The 16351-nt window shown below is 72.3% G+C and carries 14 protein-coding genes and 1 pseudogene; 8 read left to right on the top strand and 7 right to left on the bottom strand.

What is annotated here, in order from left to right; all coding sequences use genetic code 11:
* Positions 1–39 precede the first annotated feature (39 nt).
* Positions 40–873 (top strand): pentapeptide repeat-containing protein, encoded by an 834-nt coding sequence (locus AB5J55_RS38820; protein ID WP_369275124.1) that lies wholly within the window; start codon positions 40–42, stop codon positions 871–873.
* On the opposite strand, the gene AB5J55_RS38825 is transcribed toward AB5J55_RS38820, so the two are convergent.
* A complete protein-coding gene (locus AB5J55_RS38825) occupies positions 835–2358 on the bottom strand; it encodes a cytochrome P450 (RefSeq protein WP_369275125.1) in 1524 nt (507 codons plus the stop codon). The two genes, AB5J55_RS38820 and AB5J55_RS38825, sit on opposite strands and share 39 nt — an antisense overlap.
* 118 nt (positions 2359–2476) lie before the next feature.
* Between AB5J55_RS38825 and AB5J55_RS38830 the strand changes: the two genes are divergently transcribed.
* Both AB5J55_RS38830 and AB5J55_RS38835 read left to right on the top strand, forming a co-directional pair.
* Positions 2477–3085 (top strand): TetR/AcrR family transcriptional regulator, encoded by a 609-nt coding sequence (locus tag AB5J55_RS38830; RefSeq protein ID WP_369275126.1) that lies wholly within the window; start codon positions 2477–2479, stop codon positions 3083–3085.
* Positions 3086–3190: 105 nt separating this feature from the next.
* Positions 3191–3916 carry a DUF2470 domain-containing protein gene (locus AB5J55_RS38835; RefSeq protein ID WP_369275127.1) on the top strand — a complete coding sequence of 242 codons (726 nt, stop codon included), beginning with the start codon at positions 3191–3193 and terminating at the stop codon, positions 3914–3916.
* On the opposite strand, the gene AB5J55_RS38840 is transcribed toward AB5J55_RS38835, so the two are convergent.
* The 3 genes from AB5J55_RS38840 to AB5J55_RS38850 all read right to left on the bottom strand — a co-directional run bounded on the left by AB5J55_RS38840 (position 3884) and on the right by AB5J55_RS38850 (position 7615).
* A complete protein-coding gene (locus tag AB5J55_RS38840; RefSeq protein ID WP_369275128.1) occupies positions 3884–5095 on the bottom strand; it encodes a lactonase family protein in 1212 nt (403 codons plus the stop codon). The genes AB5J55_RS38835 and AB5J55_RS38840 overlap by 33 nt on opposite strands.
* A 157-nt stretch (positions 5096–5252) precedes the next feature.
* Positions 5253–6311 (bottom strand): hypothetical protein, encoded by a 1059-nt coding sequence (locus AB5J55_RS38845; RefSeq protein ID WP_369275129.1) that lies wholly within the window; start codon positions 6309–6311, stop codon positions 5253–5255.
* 50 nt (positions 6312–6361) lie between these two features.
* Positions 6362–7615, bottom strand: coding sequence for an FUSC family protein (locus AB5J55_RS38850; protein ID WP_369275130.1), 1254 nt, complete (start codon positions 7613–7615; stop codon positions 6362–6364).
* A 260-nt stretch (positions 7616–7875) separates the two neighbouring features.
* On the opposite strand from AB5J55_RS38850, the gene AB5J55_RS38855 reads away from it, so the two are divergent.
* Positions 7876–9243 (top strand): erythromycin esterase family protein, encoded by a 1368-nt coding sequence (locus tag AB5J55_RS38855; protein ID WP_369275131.1) that lies wholly within the window; start codon positions 7876–7878, stop codon positions 9241–9243.
* 7 nt (positions 9244–9250) lie between these two features.
* On the opposite strand, the gene AB5J55_RS38860 is transcribed toward AB5J55_RS38855, so the two are convergent.
* On the bottom strand, positions 9251–9745 hold the full coding sequence (locus AB5J55_RS38860) for an FBP domain-containing protein (RefSeq protein WP_369275132.1): 495 nt from the start codon (positions 9743–9745) through the stop codon (positions 9251–9253).
* A gap of 163 nt (positions 9746–9908) precedes the next feature.
* On the opposite strand from AB5J55_RS38860, the pseudogene AB5J55_RS38865 reads away from it, so the two are divergent.
* From AB5J55_RS38865 to AB5J55_RS38880, 4 genes and pseudogenes are all read left to right on the top strand, one after another.
* Positions 9909–11420: pseudogene (locus AB5J55_RS38865) on the top strand (reductase); the annotation flags it as partial.
* A gap of 24 nt (positions 11421–11444) precedes the next feature.
* On the top strand, positions 11445–12407 hold the full coding sequence (locus AB5J55_RS38870; RefSeq protein ID WP_369275133.1) for a phosphotransferase family protein: 963 nt from the start codon (positions 11445–11447) through the stop codon (positions 12405–12407).
* Positions 12408–12466: 59 nt separating this feature from the next.
* Positions 12467–13756 (top strand): ROK family protein, encoded by a 1290-nt coding sequence (locus AB5J55_RS38875; protein WP_369275134.1) that lies wholly within the window; start codon positions 12467–12469, stop codon positions 13754–13756.
* A gap of 71 nt (positions 13757–13827) precedes the next feature.
* Positions 13828–14070, top strand: a complete 243-nt coding sequence (locus tag AB5J55_RS38880) for a hypothetical protein (protein WP_369275135.1) — start codon at positions 13828–13830, stop codon at positions 14068–14070.
* A gap of 46 nt (positions 14071–14116) precedes the next feature.
* Here the strand turns inward: AB5J55_RS38880 and AB5J55_RS38885 are convergent, their stop codons facing one another.
* Positions 14117–15145 carry an SDR family oxidoreductase gene (locus tag AB5J55_RS38885; protein ID WP_369275136.1) on the bottom strand — a complete coding sequence of 343 codons (1029 nt, stop codon included), beginning with the start codon at positions 15143–15145 and terminating at the stop codon, positions 14117–14119.
* Between the two features lie 84 nt (positions 15146–15229).
* Positions 15230–16195: an SDR family NAD(P)-dependent oxidoreductase gene (locus tag AB5J55_RS38890; protein WP_369275137.1), complete on the bottom strand. Its 966-nt coding sequence runs from the start codon at positions 16193–16195 to the stop codon at positions 15230–15232.
* Positions 16196–16351 lie beyond the last annotated feature (156 nt).

Genomic DNA, 16351 nt, shown 5'->3' on the forward strand with positions numbered 1-16351 from the left:
CAGCTCATTGGTGAGCTTTCGTTCCGTATGCTGAACGGTATGCAAGATCAGATGTTCGACCGGGCCGACCTGCACGGTGACTGCAACAGCTGCTTCGGGCTGTGCTGTGTGGCCCTTCCCTTCGCCGCGTCCGCCGACTTCGCGGTCGACAAGGCGGCTGGGAAGCCCTGCCACAACCTGCGTGACGACCACCGGTGCGGCATCCACGACCGGCTCCGGCAGACCGGATTCACCGGCTGCACCGTCTACGACTGCTTCGGTGCCGGACAGAAGGTCTCGCAGGTCACCTTCGGAGGACAGGACTGGCGGACGGGCTCCCGGGAGGACGCCCGCCAGATGTTCGCCGTCTTCCCGGTCGTCCGCCAGCTCCACGAACTGCTCTGGTACCTCACCGAGGCACTCACCCTGCCCGCCGCTCGCCCTCTCCACGCCGACCTGCGCCGGATCCTGGACAGCACCGAGGAGCTCACCCGGCAGACGCCGCAGGACCTTGCGGCGCTGGACGTGGCGGCGCACCGCCAGGAGGTCAACGTGCTGCTGCTCAAGGCCAGTGAGCTGGCCAGGGCCGGCATCGGCGGCGGCCGCAAGAAGAACCGCCGGGGCGCGGACCTGATGGGCGCCCGGCTCAAGGGCGCCGACCTGCGGGGCGCGAACCTGCGCGGTGCCTACCTCATCGCCGCCGACCTGACCGGCGCCGATCTGCGCGGCGCGGACCTCATCGGTGCCGACCTGCGCGACACCGACCTCACGGACGCCGATCTGACGGACGCCTTCTTCCTGACCCAGCCCCAGCTCAACGCCGCCCGGGGCAGCGCCGGCACACGGCTGCCCGCGTCAGTCGGCCGACCTGTGCACTGGACAGCGGACGTCTGACGTCGCGCTCTCGACGGTCCCGGACGGGACGGGCTCGGTGCGCGCGGTCCCGGGCATCCGTCGCTCCACGCGCAGCCGCAACCCCTCCGGCATCAGCGTGAGCCGCTCCGTCACCCTCAGCCGATACCCCGGGTCGGCCGGCAGCTCGTACCGGCGTAGCAGCAGACCCAGCACGAGCGTGGCCTCGTGCAGCGCGAACTGGCGCCCGATGCACGCCCGCGCCCCCGTCCCGAACGGCTTGAAGGTGTGCGACGCACGCGTCCGTACCGCCTGCGGATCGAAGCGGTCCGGATCGAACCGCTCGGCGTCCGGGCCCCACACCTGCGGATCGCGGTGCAGCATCGCCGTCAGCACCAGCGCCCAGGCGCCCCGCCGCATCGGATGGGCGCCGCCGAGCACGGTGTCCTCGCGCGCCTCCCGGGCGAAGGCGGGCGCCGTCGGCCACAGCCGCAGCGACTCGTCGAGAATCCGGCGCACATACCGCAGCCGCGCCACCTGGTCGTAGCCCGGCGCCGCCGTGTCGCCCCACACGCGGTCCACCTCGGCGCGGGCGCGGGCCGCGACGTCCGGGTGCCGGGACAGATAGTGCAGGGCGAAGGACAGGGCGCCCGAGGTGGTCTCGTGGCCGGCCACCAGGAAGGTGATCACCTGCCGGCGGACGTTCTGCGCGGAGAGCCGCTCGCCCGTCTCCGGATGGGTTGTCTCCAGCATCCGGTCCAGCAGATCCCCGTCCCCGCCGCCCCCCGCCGTACGGGCGCGGACCAGGTCGTCGACCGTGCGGTTGAGGTGGTCGATGTCGGCCTGGTTGCGCCGTGCGGCACGCCGTAGCAGGAACGGCGACGGCACGGTGTTGAGCCGCTGCGCGTAGCTGAGCGTGCCGACCATCGCCGTCACGAAGGGATGCGGACGGGCGCGTTCGAAGGAGCCGAAGTCGTGCCCGAACCCGGTGCGGGCGATGGTCTCCAGGGTCAGCTTGGTCATGTCGCCGGGCACGTCCACCGCCCGGCCCGTATCGGCTGCGCGGTCCCAGTGGTCCATGAGCCGGTCGGCGACGGCCAGCATCATCGGGTGGTAGCCCGCCATGGCCTCCCGGCTGAAGCCCGGCGCGAGCACGTCGTGCGCCAGCTGCCAGTTCGGCTCGTGGTTGTACGCCGTGAACAGGCCGTCCCCGACGACCGGCCGCAGGTTGGCTATGCCGAGCCCGACATGCTTCGCGAACCGGGACTCGTCCGCCATGTCGGCCGCGAGTTCGGCGCCCCACACGAACACGAACTCCTTGTTGAAGGCCTTGCGCCGGAAGATCGGCCCCAACTGCCGGGCGAACCGCAGGGAATCCTGCAGCGGCGTACGCCGACTGGCGCCGAGCGCATCGCCGAGCAGCGGGAGCCGGTGCGGGGGATGCGGGATGCGGGACAGCTCCGGCCAGCCGTGCTCGGCGCTGCGGAAACCCCTCGGAAGTCCGGACCCGGTCGTTGTCTCCGCCATGACGCGATCTCCCTCGATCTCCCCTGATCCAGCGGCACGTTGAGCTTGTTGTACGTGGGTTCAATAACGCGTCTCAGTCTGATCCCGCTGTTGAACCCACGTCAAGTAAAGTGCGGGCATGGCCGCGAACCAGGGCGAGCGCACCCGCCGCCGGCTCAGCACGGAGGAGCGCCGTGAGCAGCTCCTCGCGGTCGGGGCGCGGCTGTTCTCGGAGCGTCCGTACGACGAGGTGTGGATCGAGCAGGTCGCGGAGATCGCCGGTGTCTCGCGCGGGCTGCTGTACCACTACTTCCCGACGAAGCGCGACTTCTTCGCGGCCGTCGTCGAGCGGGAGAGCGAGCGCATGCTGCGGATGACGGCCGCCGTGCCCGGAGTCCCGGTCCGCGAGCAGCTCGCCGCGAGCCTCGACACGTATCTGGAGTACGTCGAGGCGCACGCGCACGGCTACCGCGCCTTCCATCGTGCCGACGCGGCCGGCGACCAGGCCGTGCGCAAGGTCTACCAACAGGCCCTGGCCGCACAGGAGAAGCAGATCCTGGCGGCGGTGTCGGCCGACCCCGAGTTCGGCCCGGTCTTCGAGAAGCGGCCCGACGTCCGGCTCGCCGTGCGCGGCTGGCTTGCGTTCACCACAGCCGTCTGTCTGGAGTGGCTGCGCGGTTCCGACCTCTCCAGGGAGCAGGTGCGCGACCTGTGCGCCCGCGCTCTGCTGGGTGTCATCGCCCGCTGAGTGCTCCCGCGCACGTCCGATGGGATCGCACAGGAACGCCGTGGCTGGTTGGCGCGCGGCTCGATCTTCGATAGGTTAGGTGAGGCTTACCTAAGGAGGTTTGGGATGGGTGACAGCCAAGTCTGGACGGCGGCACCTTCCGCGGCGGAACGAGCCCGGTCGGTGCTGGCGGGCGCGTGGTCCTGCGGGGTGACCGCGGAGAGCTGCCGCGAGGAACTCGTGGGCGCGCACACCGTGACCGAGGAGGGGCGCGTCCTGCTGGAGGTGCCGGAGGACAGCGTGCTCGTCACGGCGGCGATCTGTGCGCCCCGCGGAGAGCCCTCCGCCGTCCTGGAGTTCGCCGATGTCGCCCCCGTGCCCGTACGCAAGCGGATCCGCACCCGGCTCTGGATGTCCGGCTGGTTCACGCCCGAGGACGGCAAACTCGCGTTCAAGGCCACTCGCGTGGTGCTGCGGCAGCCGTCCGGTCCCGTGGTCGTCGACCTCGACGAGTTCGCGGACGCCGCGCCCGACCCGCTGGCCACCGCGGAGGCCCGGCTGCTCACCCACCTCGCCGACTGCCACCCGGACGCCGTCGAGCGGCTCACCCGCCTCGTGGAGTCCGACAGTCTGCACGGCGCCGTCCGCGTCCAGCCGCTCGCCGTCGACCGGCACGGACTGACGCTGCGCATCGAGCGTGCCGGCTCCCACGGTGACGTACGGCTGCCGTTCCACCGTCCCGCCGACGACGTCGCGCAGCTCACCGAGCGCATGCACATCCTCCTCGCCCAGGCCAGCGCCGCCTCCTGCCCGCGTGCCCTACAGCGGCAGCGCACAGACGGCGACGGGTGACGCGAAAGGCTCGCCCGCGAGCTTCAGTTCACCGCTGCCCTCGTCGACATGGAAGACGCTGACGGTGCTCGACCGCTGATTCGCCGTGAACAGCAGCGTGCCGTCCGGCGAGAGGGCGATCTGCCGCGGGAAGTCCCCGGACACCGGCACCGTGTCGAGCAGCCTCAGCCGGGCGCCGTCCGCCTCCACCGCGTAACGCGCGAGGCTGTTGTGACCCCGGTTGGCGAGATAGGCGTAACGGCCGTTCCGCGTCACCACGAGCTGCGCCGGATAGCTGGTGCCCGAACCCGTGCCCGTGGACTGCGCCGCGCCGATGCTCAACCGGCCGGTGCCCGGGTCGTACGCGCAGACCGCCACGGTGTTGTCGACCTCGTTGGCCAGATACGCGTACCGCCCGCCCGGGTGGAAGGTGAGATGCCGCGGGCCCGCACCCGGTTCGGTCCGTGCCCGAGCGACCTCGGTGAGCGTGCCGGACTTCTGGTCGAGGCGGTAGGTGTACACCGTGTCCGCGCCCAGGTCGACGGCGAGCACATGGCCGCCGTCGGGGCTGGTCACGAACTGGTGCGCATGCGGGCCGTCCTGGCCCGGACCGGGCGCCGGGCTGGAGTGCGTGACGAGGTCGGTCCGCTCACCGAGCGCGCCCGAGGCGTCGATCGGGTGCACGGCCAGGCTGCCCGTGCCGTAGTTGGCGCTCAGCAGCCAGCGACCGCTCGGATGCACGGACAGATGGCAGGGCGCCGCGCCGCCGGTGCCGCGGCTCCCCAGAACCTTGCGGTCGGAAAGGCGGACGGCGGTCACGGCACCGTCGTCACGCTCGTTGACCGCGTACAGCGTCCGGCCGTTCGGGTGCACCGCCAGATACGAGGGGTCGCCGACTCCTGCGATGGTGCCGGTGCCGGTGATTCGACCCGATTCCGGGTCGTACGTGGCCAGGCCGATGCCCTCGCCGCCGCCGTCGACGGAGGTGTAGGTGCCGAGGTGGAGAGGGCGGGGGCCGGACGGCTTGCGGCTCTCGGACTGGGAGCTCGGCCGCGTACCGGGGCCGGTGGCTTCGGGAGCTGCCGTCTCCGCGGGGGCGGGCGCGTCGTCACATCCTGTGGCCGCCGGGAGCATCACGCCGGCGGCCGATCCCGCGAGGGTTCCGACGAATCGTCGCCTGCTCAGCCCACCACTGCCCATGTCCACACCTCAGGTCGTCGGTCGTCGTGGTCGCGGCAGCAACCTTGGCGTGGATCAGCCGCCCAGCGCAAGAACGGCAACGCGCGTTGCGCAGGGTGCAATGAACGGGTGAGGTTTCCCGCTTGCCGTCTGTCGGCCGGGAGTTGCCGTGCCCCGGCTACCAGTCGCCGTCCTGCACCGGCTTCCCCGGAGCGTCCTTGAGCGGCTTGACCTGGCCCGGCGAAGGTGCCTCCCAGGGCTCGTGGTCGTCGCCGAGCCAGTCGCCGACCGGCTTCACGGCCCCGAGCGTCTCCGCGGGGGCGAGATCCTCGGCGTCCTGGTCGTAGTAGTCGAACCAGGGCAGCCCCGCGCGCGTGTACGCCGCCCGGTCCACCGGCGACGGCGGGGGAGCCTCGCCGGTGATGCGGCGCCACTCCGGGGGCGTGACCAGATGGACGAAGACCCGGCCGGCGGGAGTCTCGGCCCAGTCCGAGAGCGGGCGGTCGTCCTCGTAGACCTCCTGGCGCATCGAACCGCCGACACCCAGCCCCATCGCCGCGGCGGCCCGGCGCCTCCCGCGCGCCGGAGCGGAGCCGGGCGCCGGGACCGCACCCTGGGCGGGTGCCGCCGCCATGGGCATGGCGGCGCCGTAGGCCCCGGACGGCATGAAGGCCCGCGCCCGCTCCGCCCGCAGCTTCTCCTCCTGACGCCACCTCGCCAGCTGCGGCTCCTTCAGCGGGAACGACTGCAGCTGTACGCCGCCCCAGACCTCCTCGCCCGTCACCTGGCCCTCGACGGTCGCGCCCAGCCCGAGCGGCACCGCCACGAACTGGCGGACCGTGCCCTTGCCGGAGTTGATGCCGTCCAGCCAGGGCTGGCGGGGCAGCACGACGTAGTTCTGGGGCTTGCGCCGCAGCCGGTCGCTCCACGGCTTCCCCGAGACCGCGCACACCTTGCCCACCCCGACCTGGAGGGCGGCCGGCTCGGCGGTGCCGCCGAAGCTCAGCCACATCGCCTCGCGCAGATACACCGGGAGCATCACGCCGCCGCGCGCCCGCCACGCCTGCGGAACGGTGTCCGGGTAGTCCGCCACCCGCCGGACCGGGAACTCCCCGAGCCCCGGCGGCAGCGCATGCGTGCCCGACTCGGGCAGCCGCAGCGTACGGATGAACCGCACCGCCACCCCGTCCGGCAGCCGCAGCGTGTTCCCGTCGATCCGTACGGTCGTGTCGGCCATGGGCCCCGCTCCCTCGCGTCCGGTGCGGGCCCCGTCCGTCCCCGCGCTCTCTAGCGAGAACGTTCGCCGAACCCCGTCCGGTTCCGCCACAGCTGTTCCTGAACGCCCATCCGCTCGCGCAGCCGGGTCAGGCGGGGCATCCGGACGCGGGACTCCTGCGACACTCGGTCCAGTTCCTCCAGCAGCCGGCGCGAGCGGTGCTCGGTGTCGAGTTCGTCGAGGATGCGGTTGACCTCGGTCAGGACGGCGCCGTGCAGCTGCCAGTACTGCGTCTCGCGCTCGGCCTCCTCGCGCAGCAGCAGGGCGAGCTTGTCGCGGGTGCCCGCCGCCGTGCGCAACTCGGCGGCCAGCCGGGACTCCGCCGCGTCGGCGTTGCTGCTGACATGCGTGGTGACCAGCACCGAGAAGCTGACCACCGCGTCGGCGATCTCGGACAGCAACTGCTCCAGGACGGCACCCGTCTCCTTCGCGAACAGCGGCTCGGGCTCGCGATCCTTCGCGAGGTCGGTGAGGGAGCGGGCCAGCACCCGCAGCACGACCGTGCAGATCTCCAGGGTGTCCAGTCCGGTGCGCAGCACCACGCGGTGCAGCACGCTGTCGCGCACGCGCGGGTTGAGCCGCAGGCTGTCCTCGGCCTGCCGCAGTGCCGCGTCCACCTCGATGATGTCGTGGTCGAGTCGGCGAGCCTCGTGCAGCCGGGCCGCGGCCTCCTCGAACGCGGGGCGGCCGGCCGCCTCCTCGCCGATGCGCAGCATCAACTGCCGCAGACGACGGGCCAGTCCCCCCATCGACTCACCGGCCTCGTCCACCCACACCGGCGGCGCGAGGAGCAGATTGAACCCCAGCCCGACCACCGCGCCGATCAGCGTCTCCAGGACCCGCGCCCATGCCGTGTCCCCGACGGTCGTGACCCCGAGGACCAGCATCGCGCTGATCGCCACTTCGGGCACGTACTCGTTGACCCGCACAAGGTGCCCGACCGCGAGCGAGGCCACGATCAGCAGGGCGAGGCTCCACCAGGTCAGGCCGACCAGGAGGCTGAAGGCAATGGCCACCAGCACGCCGGCCACCACCGCGTTCACCCGGCGGATGCCGTTGGTGAGCGTGGCGTAGAAGGTCACCTGGACGACCAGCAGCGCCGTCAGGGGTGCGGTCAGCGGGGCGGCCTCGGGGCTCAGACGCAGCGCGATGACGTAGGCGATCGTCGCCGCGGCCGCCGATCGCAGCGTCTGGACCACCACGGGGTCCCGGCGCAGCTTCCCGAGCCGTTCTCGGAGCGCCGGCTCCTCACGTACCTCTCGCATCCTTGGGCTGTTCCCTTTCCACAGATGCTTCCCACACCCTGCTTGCGGAACGTAACGGTCCGCAAGGACCCCCAGATTGATCGCAGCGGCCGCCGTACGGCAAGGGGCCGGGCCGGTGATCGTCGACACCCGCGCATGGCCGGGCGGCCGACCGGATCCGGGACTGGGGAAAACCCCCGCCGTCACCCCATGGTTGTCCGCACCTGGGGACGGAGGACCGTCGGATGGTCCCCACCCGCCCGGAACGCAAGCCTTGGATCATGCAATCGCATCGGCATCGGCATCGGACCGGATTAACGCTGACCCTGTTCATCATCCTCGCCGCCCTGACGACCGGCATCCCGGCCACGGCGGCACCCGCCACCACCTCCACCACTGTCGTCGAGGCGCTCGACCGCGCCGCTCACCCGCTGCGGACCGTGGAGCCCGGCGGCGACACCCGAGATCTGCGCCCCCTGGACCGCATGATCGGCGACGCCCGGGTCGTCGGCCTGGGGGAGGCCACCCACAGCTCGCACGACTTCTTCGCCCTCAAGGCCCGCGTCTTCCGGCATCTCGTCGAGGAGAAGGGCTTCCGCACCTTCGCGCTTGAGGCACCCTGGAGCACCGGCCTGCGCCTCAACGACTATGTGCTCCACGGCAAGGGCGATCCTCGGCGCATCATGCGGGAGGAGTTCCAGCGGGACTACCTGTGGTGGAACAACACCGACTACCTGCGGCTGGTCGAGTGGATGCGCGGATACAACCTCCGGCACCCCGGTGACCCCGTCCGCTTCATGGGCGACGACATCGCCTGGACCGGACCCGAGCTGTACGACGCCGTCGAGGACTACGCGGCCGATGCCCGGCCCGAGCTGAGCGCCCGGCTGGCCGAGCTCTACCGCGGGCTGCGGCCCACCGTGCCGACGGGCGCGTACATCGAGCAGTACCTGGGTCTGCCGTACGCCGAACGCAAGGAGCGGGCGGCGCGCACGGGCGAGGCGCTCGCGCTGCTGCGGCGGGAGGCCGGGCGCGGGGCCGGCGCCGCCGACACGGAGGCGTACGACTGGGCCGTCCAGCAGGCGACGGTGATCGACCGGACCGCCCGGCAGTACGACTTCGACGTCGAGGACCCCGCGCAGATCGCCGAGGCCATGCGTTACCGCGACCGGGTGATGGCCGCCAACGTGGTGTGGTGGCAGGAGCACACCGGTACCAAAGTGCTGCTGTCGGCCCACAACAACCACGTCGGCTACGTCCCGGAAGAGCCCGCCGAGAACCCCAAGGTGCAGGGCGCCGTCCTGCGCGACCGCCTCGGCGCGGGCTATCTGAGCGTCGGCCTGACCTTCGGCCACGGCTCGTTCAACGCCACCGGCCGGGACGACGACGCCATCCGCCGCTGGACGCTCGGCCCGGCGGGCCCGGGCACCAACGAGCGGACCCTCGACCGGGTGGCGCGGCACGGCGACTACCTACTCGACCTGCGATCCGTCGGATCACCGGCTGACGATTGGCTGCGCCGGGCCCGACCGACGCGCAGCATCGGCACCGCCTATCCGGACGGCCCGCACGACATCGCGCTCGCCCGCAGCTACGACGTCCTGATTCATCTGCGCGAGGTGGAGGCGGCGCGGCTGCGGGACCGATAGCAGTCCGTCAGACGTACAGCTTGTCGATGAAGGCGGTCAGATTGCCCGTGGTCCGGGCGATCTGATCCTCCAGCGTCAGGCTCTCCTCGAAGCGGGCCCCGGAATCCGGGATCTTCTTGCCCCGGACGTAGAGGGAGCAGGCGAGGTCGGTGCACATGTACACGCCGACGGAGTTGCCCTCGCGCCCGGCGGGGCCCGCCTTGCGCGCCGTCATCAGCGAGACGCCGCCGCCCGGATGGGTGGTCAGACAGAGCGAGCACATGCTGCGGTGCAGGAATCCGCGCCGCGAGGTCGGGAACCGGAAGGTGACACCCACCGGGCGCCCCTCCCGCTCGACCACGAGATAGCTGCGATCGGGCGCCCCCGGATCCCGCCACCCCAGGAAGTCGAGGTCGTCCCAAGGGCGTTCACCGAGATCGCGGGGGAGGGAGACGCGCTTGGCCTCCCCTTTCGAGCAGTTGATGAAAGAGTTGCGGATGTCCTGCTCGGTGAGCGGCTTCATGGGGGCCTCCTGGGGGCTCAAGCGTTACACCTAAATAAAACCTAGTGGTACTAGGTTCGTGGCTAGGTTAGGCAGGGTGGCTGAGGGGGAGCCAGTGAATTTCGGCGAGGGCGAGGTCGGGTCACTACGACATGTCGCGGCCTCCTCCGGAGGCCCTGCGACGCGTCCGTGACGACGCCACCGCCTTCGCCACCTGGCTGGACGACGCGGTGGACGCCACCGACGTCACCCACGCCGTCCTCGGCGTCGGCGACCGCAACTGGGCCGCCACCTACCAGCACGTCCCGACCCGCATCCACGAGCGCCTCGCCGAACTCGGCGCCACCCGCCCGGTCGACCGCGCCGCCGCCGACGCCTCCGGCGATCTGGCCGGCGCGGTACGGGACTTCACGACCAGGCTCCGCACCGCGCTGCTGGAGCGGTACGGCGACCCGGACGCCACCGTCCCGGCCGACGACGAGCCGACGACCGCGTACGAGGTCCGCACCCTGACCGGTGGCCCCCTGGACGCCCTCGCCGAACGGCACGGCCTCGTCCCCATGACCGTCACCGAGGCGTACGACCTCACCGCGCCCGGTCACCCGCGCCGCAAGCGCTTCGTCCGCGTCGCCCTGCCGGACGGCGTCACCTACCGCACCGCCGAACACCTCACCGTCCTGCCCGCCAACGCCCCGGCCCTTGTCGACCGCGCCGCCGCCGCACTCCGCGTGGACCTCGACTCCGTCCTGGACATCCGGCCGACCCGCCCGCGCCGCGGCGGCCTCGCGGTGGACCGGCCTTTGACGGTACGTCAACTCCTCACTCGCCAAGTCGAGTTGCAGGAGCGACCCAGCGCCGCCCAGCTCTCCGTCCTCGCCGCCGCCAACCCGTGCCCGCCGGAGCGCACGGCACTGGCGAACCTCACCGACGATCCGCGCGCCCTGGTGGAGCTGATCGAGGACTTCCCCGCCCTGCGCGGCGCCCTCGACTGGCCGCAGCTCCTGGAGATCCTGACCCCGCTGCGCCCGCGCCGCTACTCCGTCTCGTCCTCGCCCGCCGTCGACCCTGATCACGCGGACCTGATGATCTCCCTGCTCCAGGCCCCGGCGCGCTCCGGCAAGGGCACCTACCGAGGCACCGGATCCGGACACCTCGCCTCCGTCCGGCCCGGCGACACCGTGTACGCCCGCGTCCAGCCCTGCCGGGAGGTCTTCCGGATCGACGCCGACGCGCCGCTCGTCATGGTCGCAGCGGGCACCGGCCTCGCCCCGTTCCGCGGCGCGATCGCCGACCGTACGGCGGTCCTCGCGCTCGGCGCCGAACTCGCCCCGGCCCTCTGCTACTTCGGCTGCGATGCCCCCGACGCCGACTACCTGCACGCCGGGGAACTGCGCGCCGCGGAGGCCGCCGGAGCCGTCTCGCTCCGCCCGGCATTCAGCGCCGCCCGCAAGGCGATGTGGCCTTCGTGCAGCACCGGATCGCCGCCGAGACCGACGAGGTCTGGGAGCTGCTCGGTGCGGGTGCCCGGGTGTACGTCTGCGGGGACCGTTCGCGGATGGCGCCGGGTGTGCGGGAAGCGTTCCGTACGCTGTACCGGGAGCGCACGCCGGGTGCCGACGACGCGGCGGCCGGGCAGTGGCTCGACGGACTGGTCGCGGACGGCCGTTACGTGGAGGACGTCTACGCGGCCGGCTGACCGAAGGGGCGGGGTGGGTGCACGGTGGTGGACTCCTGGGAGCGGGCCCGGCAGGTCCTGGACATGGCGGGCATACCGCCGGAACACCTCGCCCACCTGCGCCCGCTGTCGGGCGGCACGTACAACACGGTCGAGGAACTGCTCCTCGCGGACGGCCGCCGTTATGTCCTGAAGGTGCCGCCCGCACCTACGGTCCCGGGACTGCGGCACGAGCGCCGGCTGCTGGTGTCCGAGGCCGAGTTCTACCGCGCGGCCGCCAAGGCGGACGTACCCGCACCGCGTGTGGTGGCCGGCGGGGACCGGCTGCTGATGACGGCCTGTCCCGGCGAGCCCTGGAACGGTGAGCTCACCGAGGCCGAACGGACAGCCCTGCGCACGGAGTTGGGCCGCCAGGTGGCCCGCCTGCACCGGATGACCGGACCGGGCTTCGGCTATCCGTCCGGTGCCCTCGGCCCGCTCGCCGCCGACTGGCGCACCGCGTTCACCGGGATGCTCGACGCCGTCCTCGACGACGCCCGCCGCTACGGGGCCCGGCTGCCGCGCCCCGCCGACGCCGTGGCGCACACGCTCCGGGCCGCCTTCGACGCACTGGACGACGTCACCGTCCCGCACCTGATCCACTTCGACCTGTGGCCGGGCAACATCCTGGTGGACCGCACATCGGGGGAGGCCCGGATCGGGGGCCTCATCGACGGGGAGCGCATGTTCTGGGGCGACCCGCTGGCCGACTTCGTCTCCCTGGCGCTCCTGGGCGACATCAAGAAGGACGAGGCGTTCCTCGCCGGCTACCGGCAGGCCGGGGGACGGGCCGCCTTCGACGTCTCCGCCCGGCTGCGGCTGGCCCTCTACCGCTCCTACCTCTACCTGATCATGATCACGGAGACGATTCCCCGGGCGGTTTCATCCGCACAGCACCGCTGGGTCCAGGACACGGTCGCTCCGGAGCTCGTGGCGGCGCTGGCCGAGATCGAGGATCTGACGTCGTAGGCCACAATGGGGGACGATTCGAACAGGGCGCGGAGCAGGGCCGACCGAAGGGGAGCCGCATGGCGGGGCGGAACGGGCGCACGGTACGGGACCTCAGACGCGGCAACCGGACGGCCGTGCTGCAGCGCCTCTACTTCGACGGCCCCCTCAGCCGCTTCGAACTGGGCCCCGCGACCGGGCTCAGCTCCGGGTCCGTCAGCAACGTCGTCGCCGAGCTGATCGCCGACGGTCTGGTCGAGGAGGCCGGCAGCGTCGACTCCGACGGCGGCCGGCCCCGCATCCTGCTGCGCGTCGCGCCCGGCAGCGGTCACATGATCGGCGTCGACGTCGGTGAGACCCGGGTGCGGATCGGGCTGTTCGACCTGACCCTCACCGAACTCGCCCGTGCGGAGAGGCCGTTGGCGCAGCAGCGGTACGAGGTCGAGGGCATCGTCGGCCATGTGCGCGACGGCATCACCGAGGTGCTCTCGGGCGCCGGCGTCGGCCCCGAGCGGCTCCTCGGCGTCGGCATCGGCGTCCCCGGGATCGTCGAGCGTACGCCGCAGCTCGGCGCCGTGGTGCACGGACAGACGATCGGCTGGGACGCGGTTCCGCTGGAGCAGCGACTGCGCGAGGGCTCCCAACTCCCGGACTCCGTTCCCTACTTCATCGACAACGGTGCCCGGACCCTCGGCCAGGCCGAGATGTGGTTCGGCGGCGGACGCGGCGCCCGAAACGCGGTCGTGGTCCTCTTCGGCTCCGGCGTCGGCGCCTGCCTGGTCACCCCCGAGGTCGAGCACGGCCGGGCGGTCGAGTGGGGGCATCTGACGGTACGGGTCCGGGGGCGCCGCTGCCGCTGCGGTGCGCTCGGCTGCCTGGAGGCGTACGCGGGCGCCGAGTCGCTGCTCGCGCGCTGGCACGAGGAGGGCGGGAGCCTGCCGGAGGGCGCCGACGAGGAGACCGCGCTGGCGGCGCTGCTGGCCGGCGCGTATCCGTCCGAGGGCGGCACGGCCGACCCGGTGGCACTCGCCGTACTGGAGGAGACCGCCGAGTATCTGGGCGCGGGCCTGTCCGACCTGATCAACCTCTTCCAGCCCGAGCGCATCCTGATCGGCGGCTGGGCGGGACTCCGGCTCGGCGCCCGCCTCCTGCCCGCCGTACGCCGTCATGCCGCCGCGTACGCCCTGCGGCATCCGGCCGGGAAAGTCACGATCGACCTGGGCAAGCTCGGCCCGGACGCAGTCACCGTCGGGGCCGCGATCCTGCCGCTCGCCGACTTCTTCGCCCGCGGCGGCCGACTCGCCGAGCCCGCGGCAAAGGGCCCGACGCCCGCCTGGCACACAACCCTGGCGGAGCGGGTGGCGCACTGAGGTTTCGCCGGCGGCGGGGGCGGTACTCGCGGGCCTTCGGACGACCTTGGACGACGTGAAAGAGGTGCACCATGGCCGACGACCGTCGCGAGGCGCAGGAGGAGACCGGCGAGCCGATACCGAGGGATCTGCCGGACCAGCAAGCCACCCCGGGGGAGGACCCGTGGGATCTGCCGGCCGGGCCGGCGGAGGGCACGACCACCGAAGCGGACGACGTGCCCGACACCGATGAGGCGGGCACGAGTCGACAAGGCGCGCGGCAGTCCGGTGCGGTCCATCCCGAGCACCCGGCGCCCGAGGAGTCGCCGGGCTGAGAGAAGAGTTCCAGCCGGGGCCGAGCGGGGTGCCGCAGGGCGTGGGTCAGCCCACCTTGCGGCCCCGCATGGGCTCCGTCGGTGCGCCCGCACCGTGCTGGAGGCCCTGCACGAACTCCTCCAGCACCTCGGTCGCCGAGCGCTCCGGCCGCCAGCCCAGTTCCGTACGCGCCCGCGTGCAGTCCATCAGGGGCAGCCCGAGGACCGCGTCGAAGAGGTGCGGGGAAGCGGGCAGCAGGTGCAGCCCCCACGCGGCGGCGATCGCCGAGCGGGCCGCCGTGCGCGGAAGCCGGACCGGCCGGGCCCCGAGCATTTCGCCCAGCACCCTCGCGTCGACCGGCGGCTCGGCCGCCAGGTTGAACGCCCCGCGCACGTCGGACTTCACGGCCAGCTGATACGCCGTGGCCGCGTCGTCGCTGTGCAGGGCCTGCACCCGCAGTCCCGGGATGTCGGGCAGGAACCGCAGGAGCTCGGGTCGCGCGAGCGGCCCCGGCAGGAACCGCCCGCCGAAGATACGGCGCTGCTCGCTCGCCGACTGCCGCTTGAACAGGAACGCCGGCCGCATCCGCACCACCCGCACCCTGGGGTGGGCCCGGTCGAAGGTGTCCAGCGCCCGTTCCAGGTAGGCCTTCTCCCGGCAGTACGCGGCGTCGGGCCAGCCGTGCGTCGGCCATGACTCGTCCACGGCGTGGTCCTTCGGACCCGGCGAGTACGCGCCGACGGACGAGGCGTGGATCAGCGCCGGGACTCTAGCCGTCGCCACCGCGTCGAAGACCTGCATGCCGCCCAGCACGTTCGTGCGCCACGTCGACGCCGGATCGTGCGTCGGCTGGAACGCCCAGGCCAGGTGGATGACGGCGGCGGCGCCCTCGAACATGTCCGCCAGATCTGAGCGGTCGGACGCCAGGTCCACCGCCGCCCACTGCGTCTTCGGCGGCGACCAGTCGGGTGTCCGGCGGGCCATCCCCAGTACGGAGCCAACCTCCGGATCCTCCGAGAGGAGCCGCATCACACTCGTACCGACATTGCCCGTGGCACCGGTGACAACGATCCTTCGGGCCGCTTCGCTGCTCACCTGCGGCTCCTCCCGGAGAGTGGGGTCGGGAACCCTCGAGTACCCCCGTCCGGGAGGAGTTGCACGCACCGGGTACGGACGCGACTAGGCGGCGAACGCGTTCACGCCCGTCAGCTCCGCCGACAGCGTCCACAGCCGCGCCGCCTGCTCCGGGTCGGTGGCCCAGTCCATGACGCCGCTGCGGTCCTCGTCGTCGTCGGAAGCGGGCTCGGCGATGTCGCAGTCCTCGAGATAGACCCCGCCCATGCCGTTCAGCTGCGGCGACGTCGCGGCCCACACCTGCGTGGCCGCGCCCTGCTCAGCGGTCTTGAAGGCCTCGGGGTGGAGCATGTCGCCCTGCTCGTCGATCCAGCCGCGCTCCACCATCTCCTCCTTGGCGAGGTGGCGCTGCAGCGGGGTGAGGATGCCGCCCGGGTGGAGCGAGAAGGCCCGTACCCCGCGCTCGGCGCCGAGCTTGTCGAGGTGGACGGCGAACAGGACGTTCGCGGTCTTCGCCTGCCCGTACGCCTCCCACTTGTCGTAGCCGTGGCGCCAGTGGACGTCGTCCCAGCGGATACCGGACAGGTGGTGGCCGCGCGAGGAGACCGACACCACGCGGGCGCCGCCGGGTTCGATCGCCGGCCACAGGCGGTTGACCAGGGCGTAGTGACCGAGGTGGTTGGTCGCGAACTGTGCCTCCCAGCCCGGCCCCACCCGGGTTTCCGGGCAGGCCATGATCCCGGCGTTGTCGATCACGATGTCGAGCGTGCGGCCGGAGGCGAGGAAGCGCTCGGCGAAGCCGCGCACGCTCTCCAGGTCGCCGAGGTCCAGCTCGTCGACCTCTACGCCGGCGAGGCCGGACAGGGCCTCCTCGGCGGTGGTGCGGCGGCGGGCGGGGACGACGACATGGGCGCCCGCCCTGGTGAGTGCCCGAGTGGTCTCCAGACCGAGGCCGGAGTAGCCGCCGGTGACGATCGCGAGCTTTCCGGTGAGGTCGATGCCCTGGAGGACGTCGTCGGCGGTGCTTGCGGCCCCGAAGCCGGAGCCGATCCTGTGCTGTGCGGTGCTCATGTGCGGAACGCTACGAATTGGAGCGCTCTCGAAGGCAAGCCGACCTGTGGGGACACGCCCGAACAGGAAAAAGCCCCGGCCGGACGGGGGAGTTCCGGTCGGGGCGGTCTTCAGGTGTGGGCGCGGATGGCGGTCGCCTCTCGGCGAAAGGCTCCA

This window comes from Streptomyces sp. R11, assembly GCF_041051905.1.
In the GTDB taxonomy this organism is placed as follows: Bacteria; Actinomycetota; Actinomycetes; order Streptomycetales; family Streptomycetaceae; genus Streptomyces.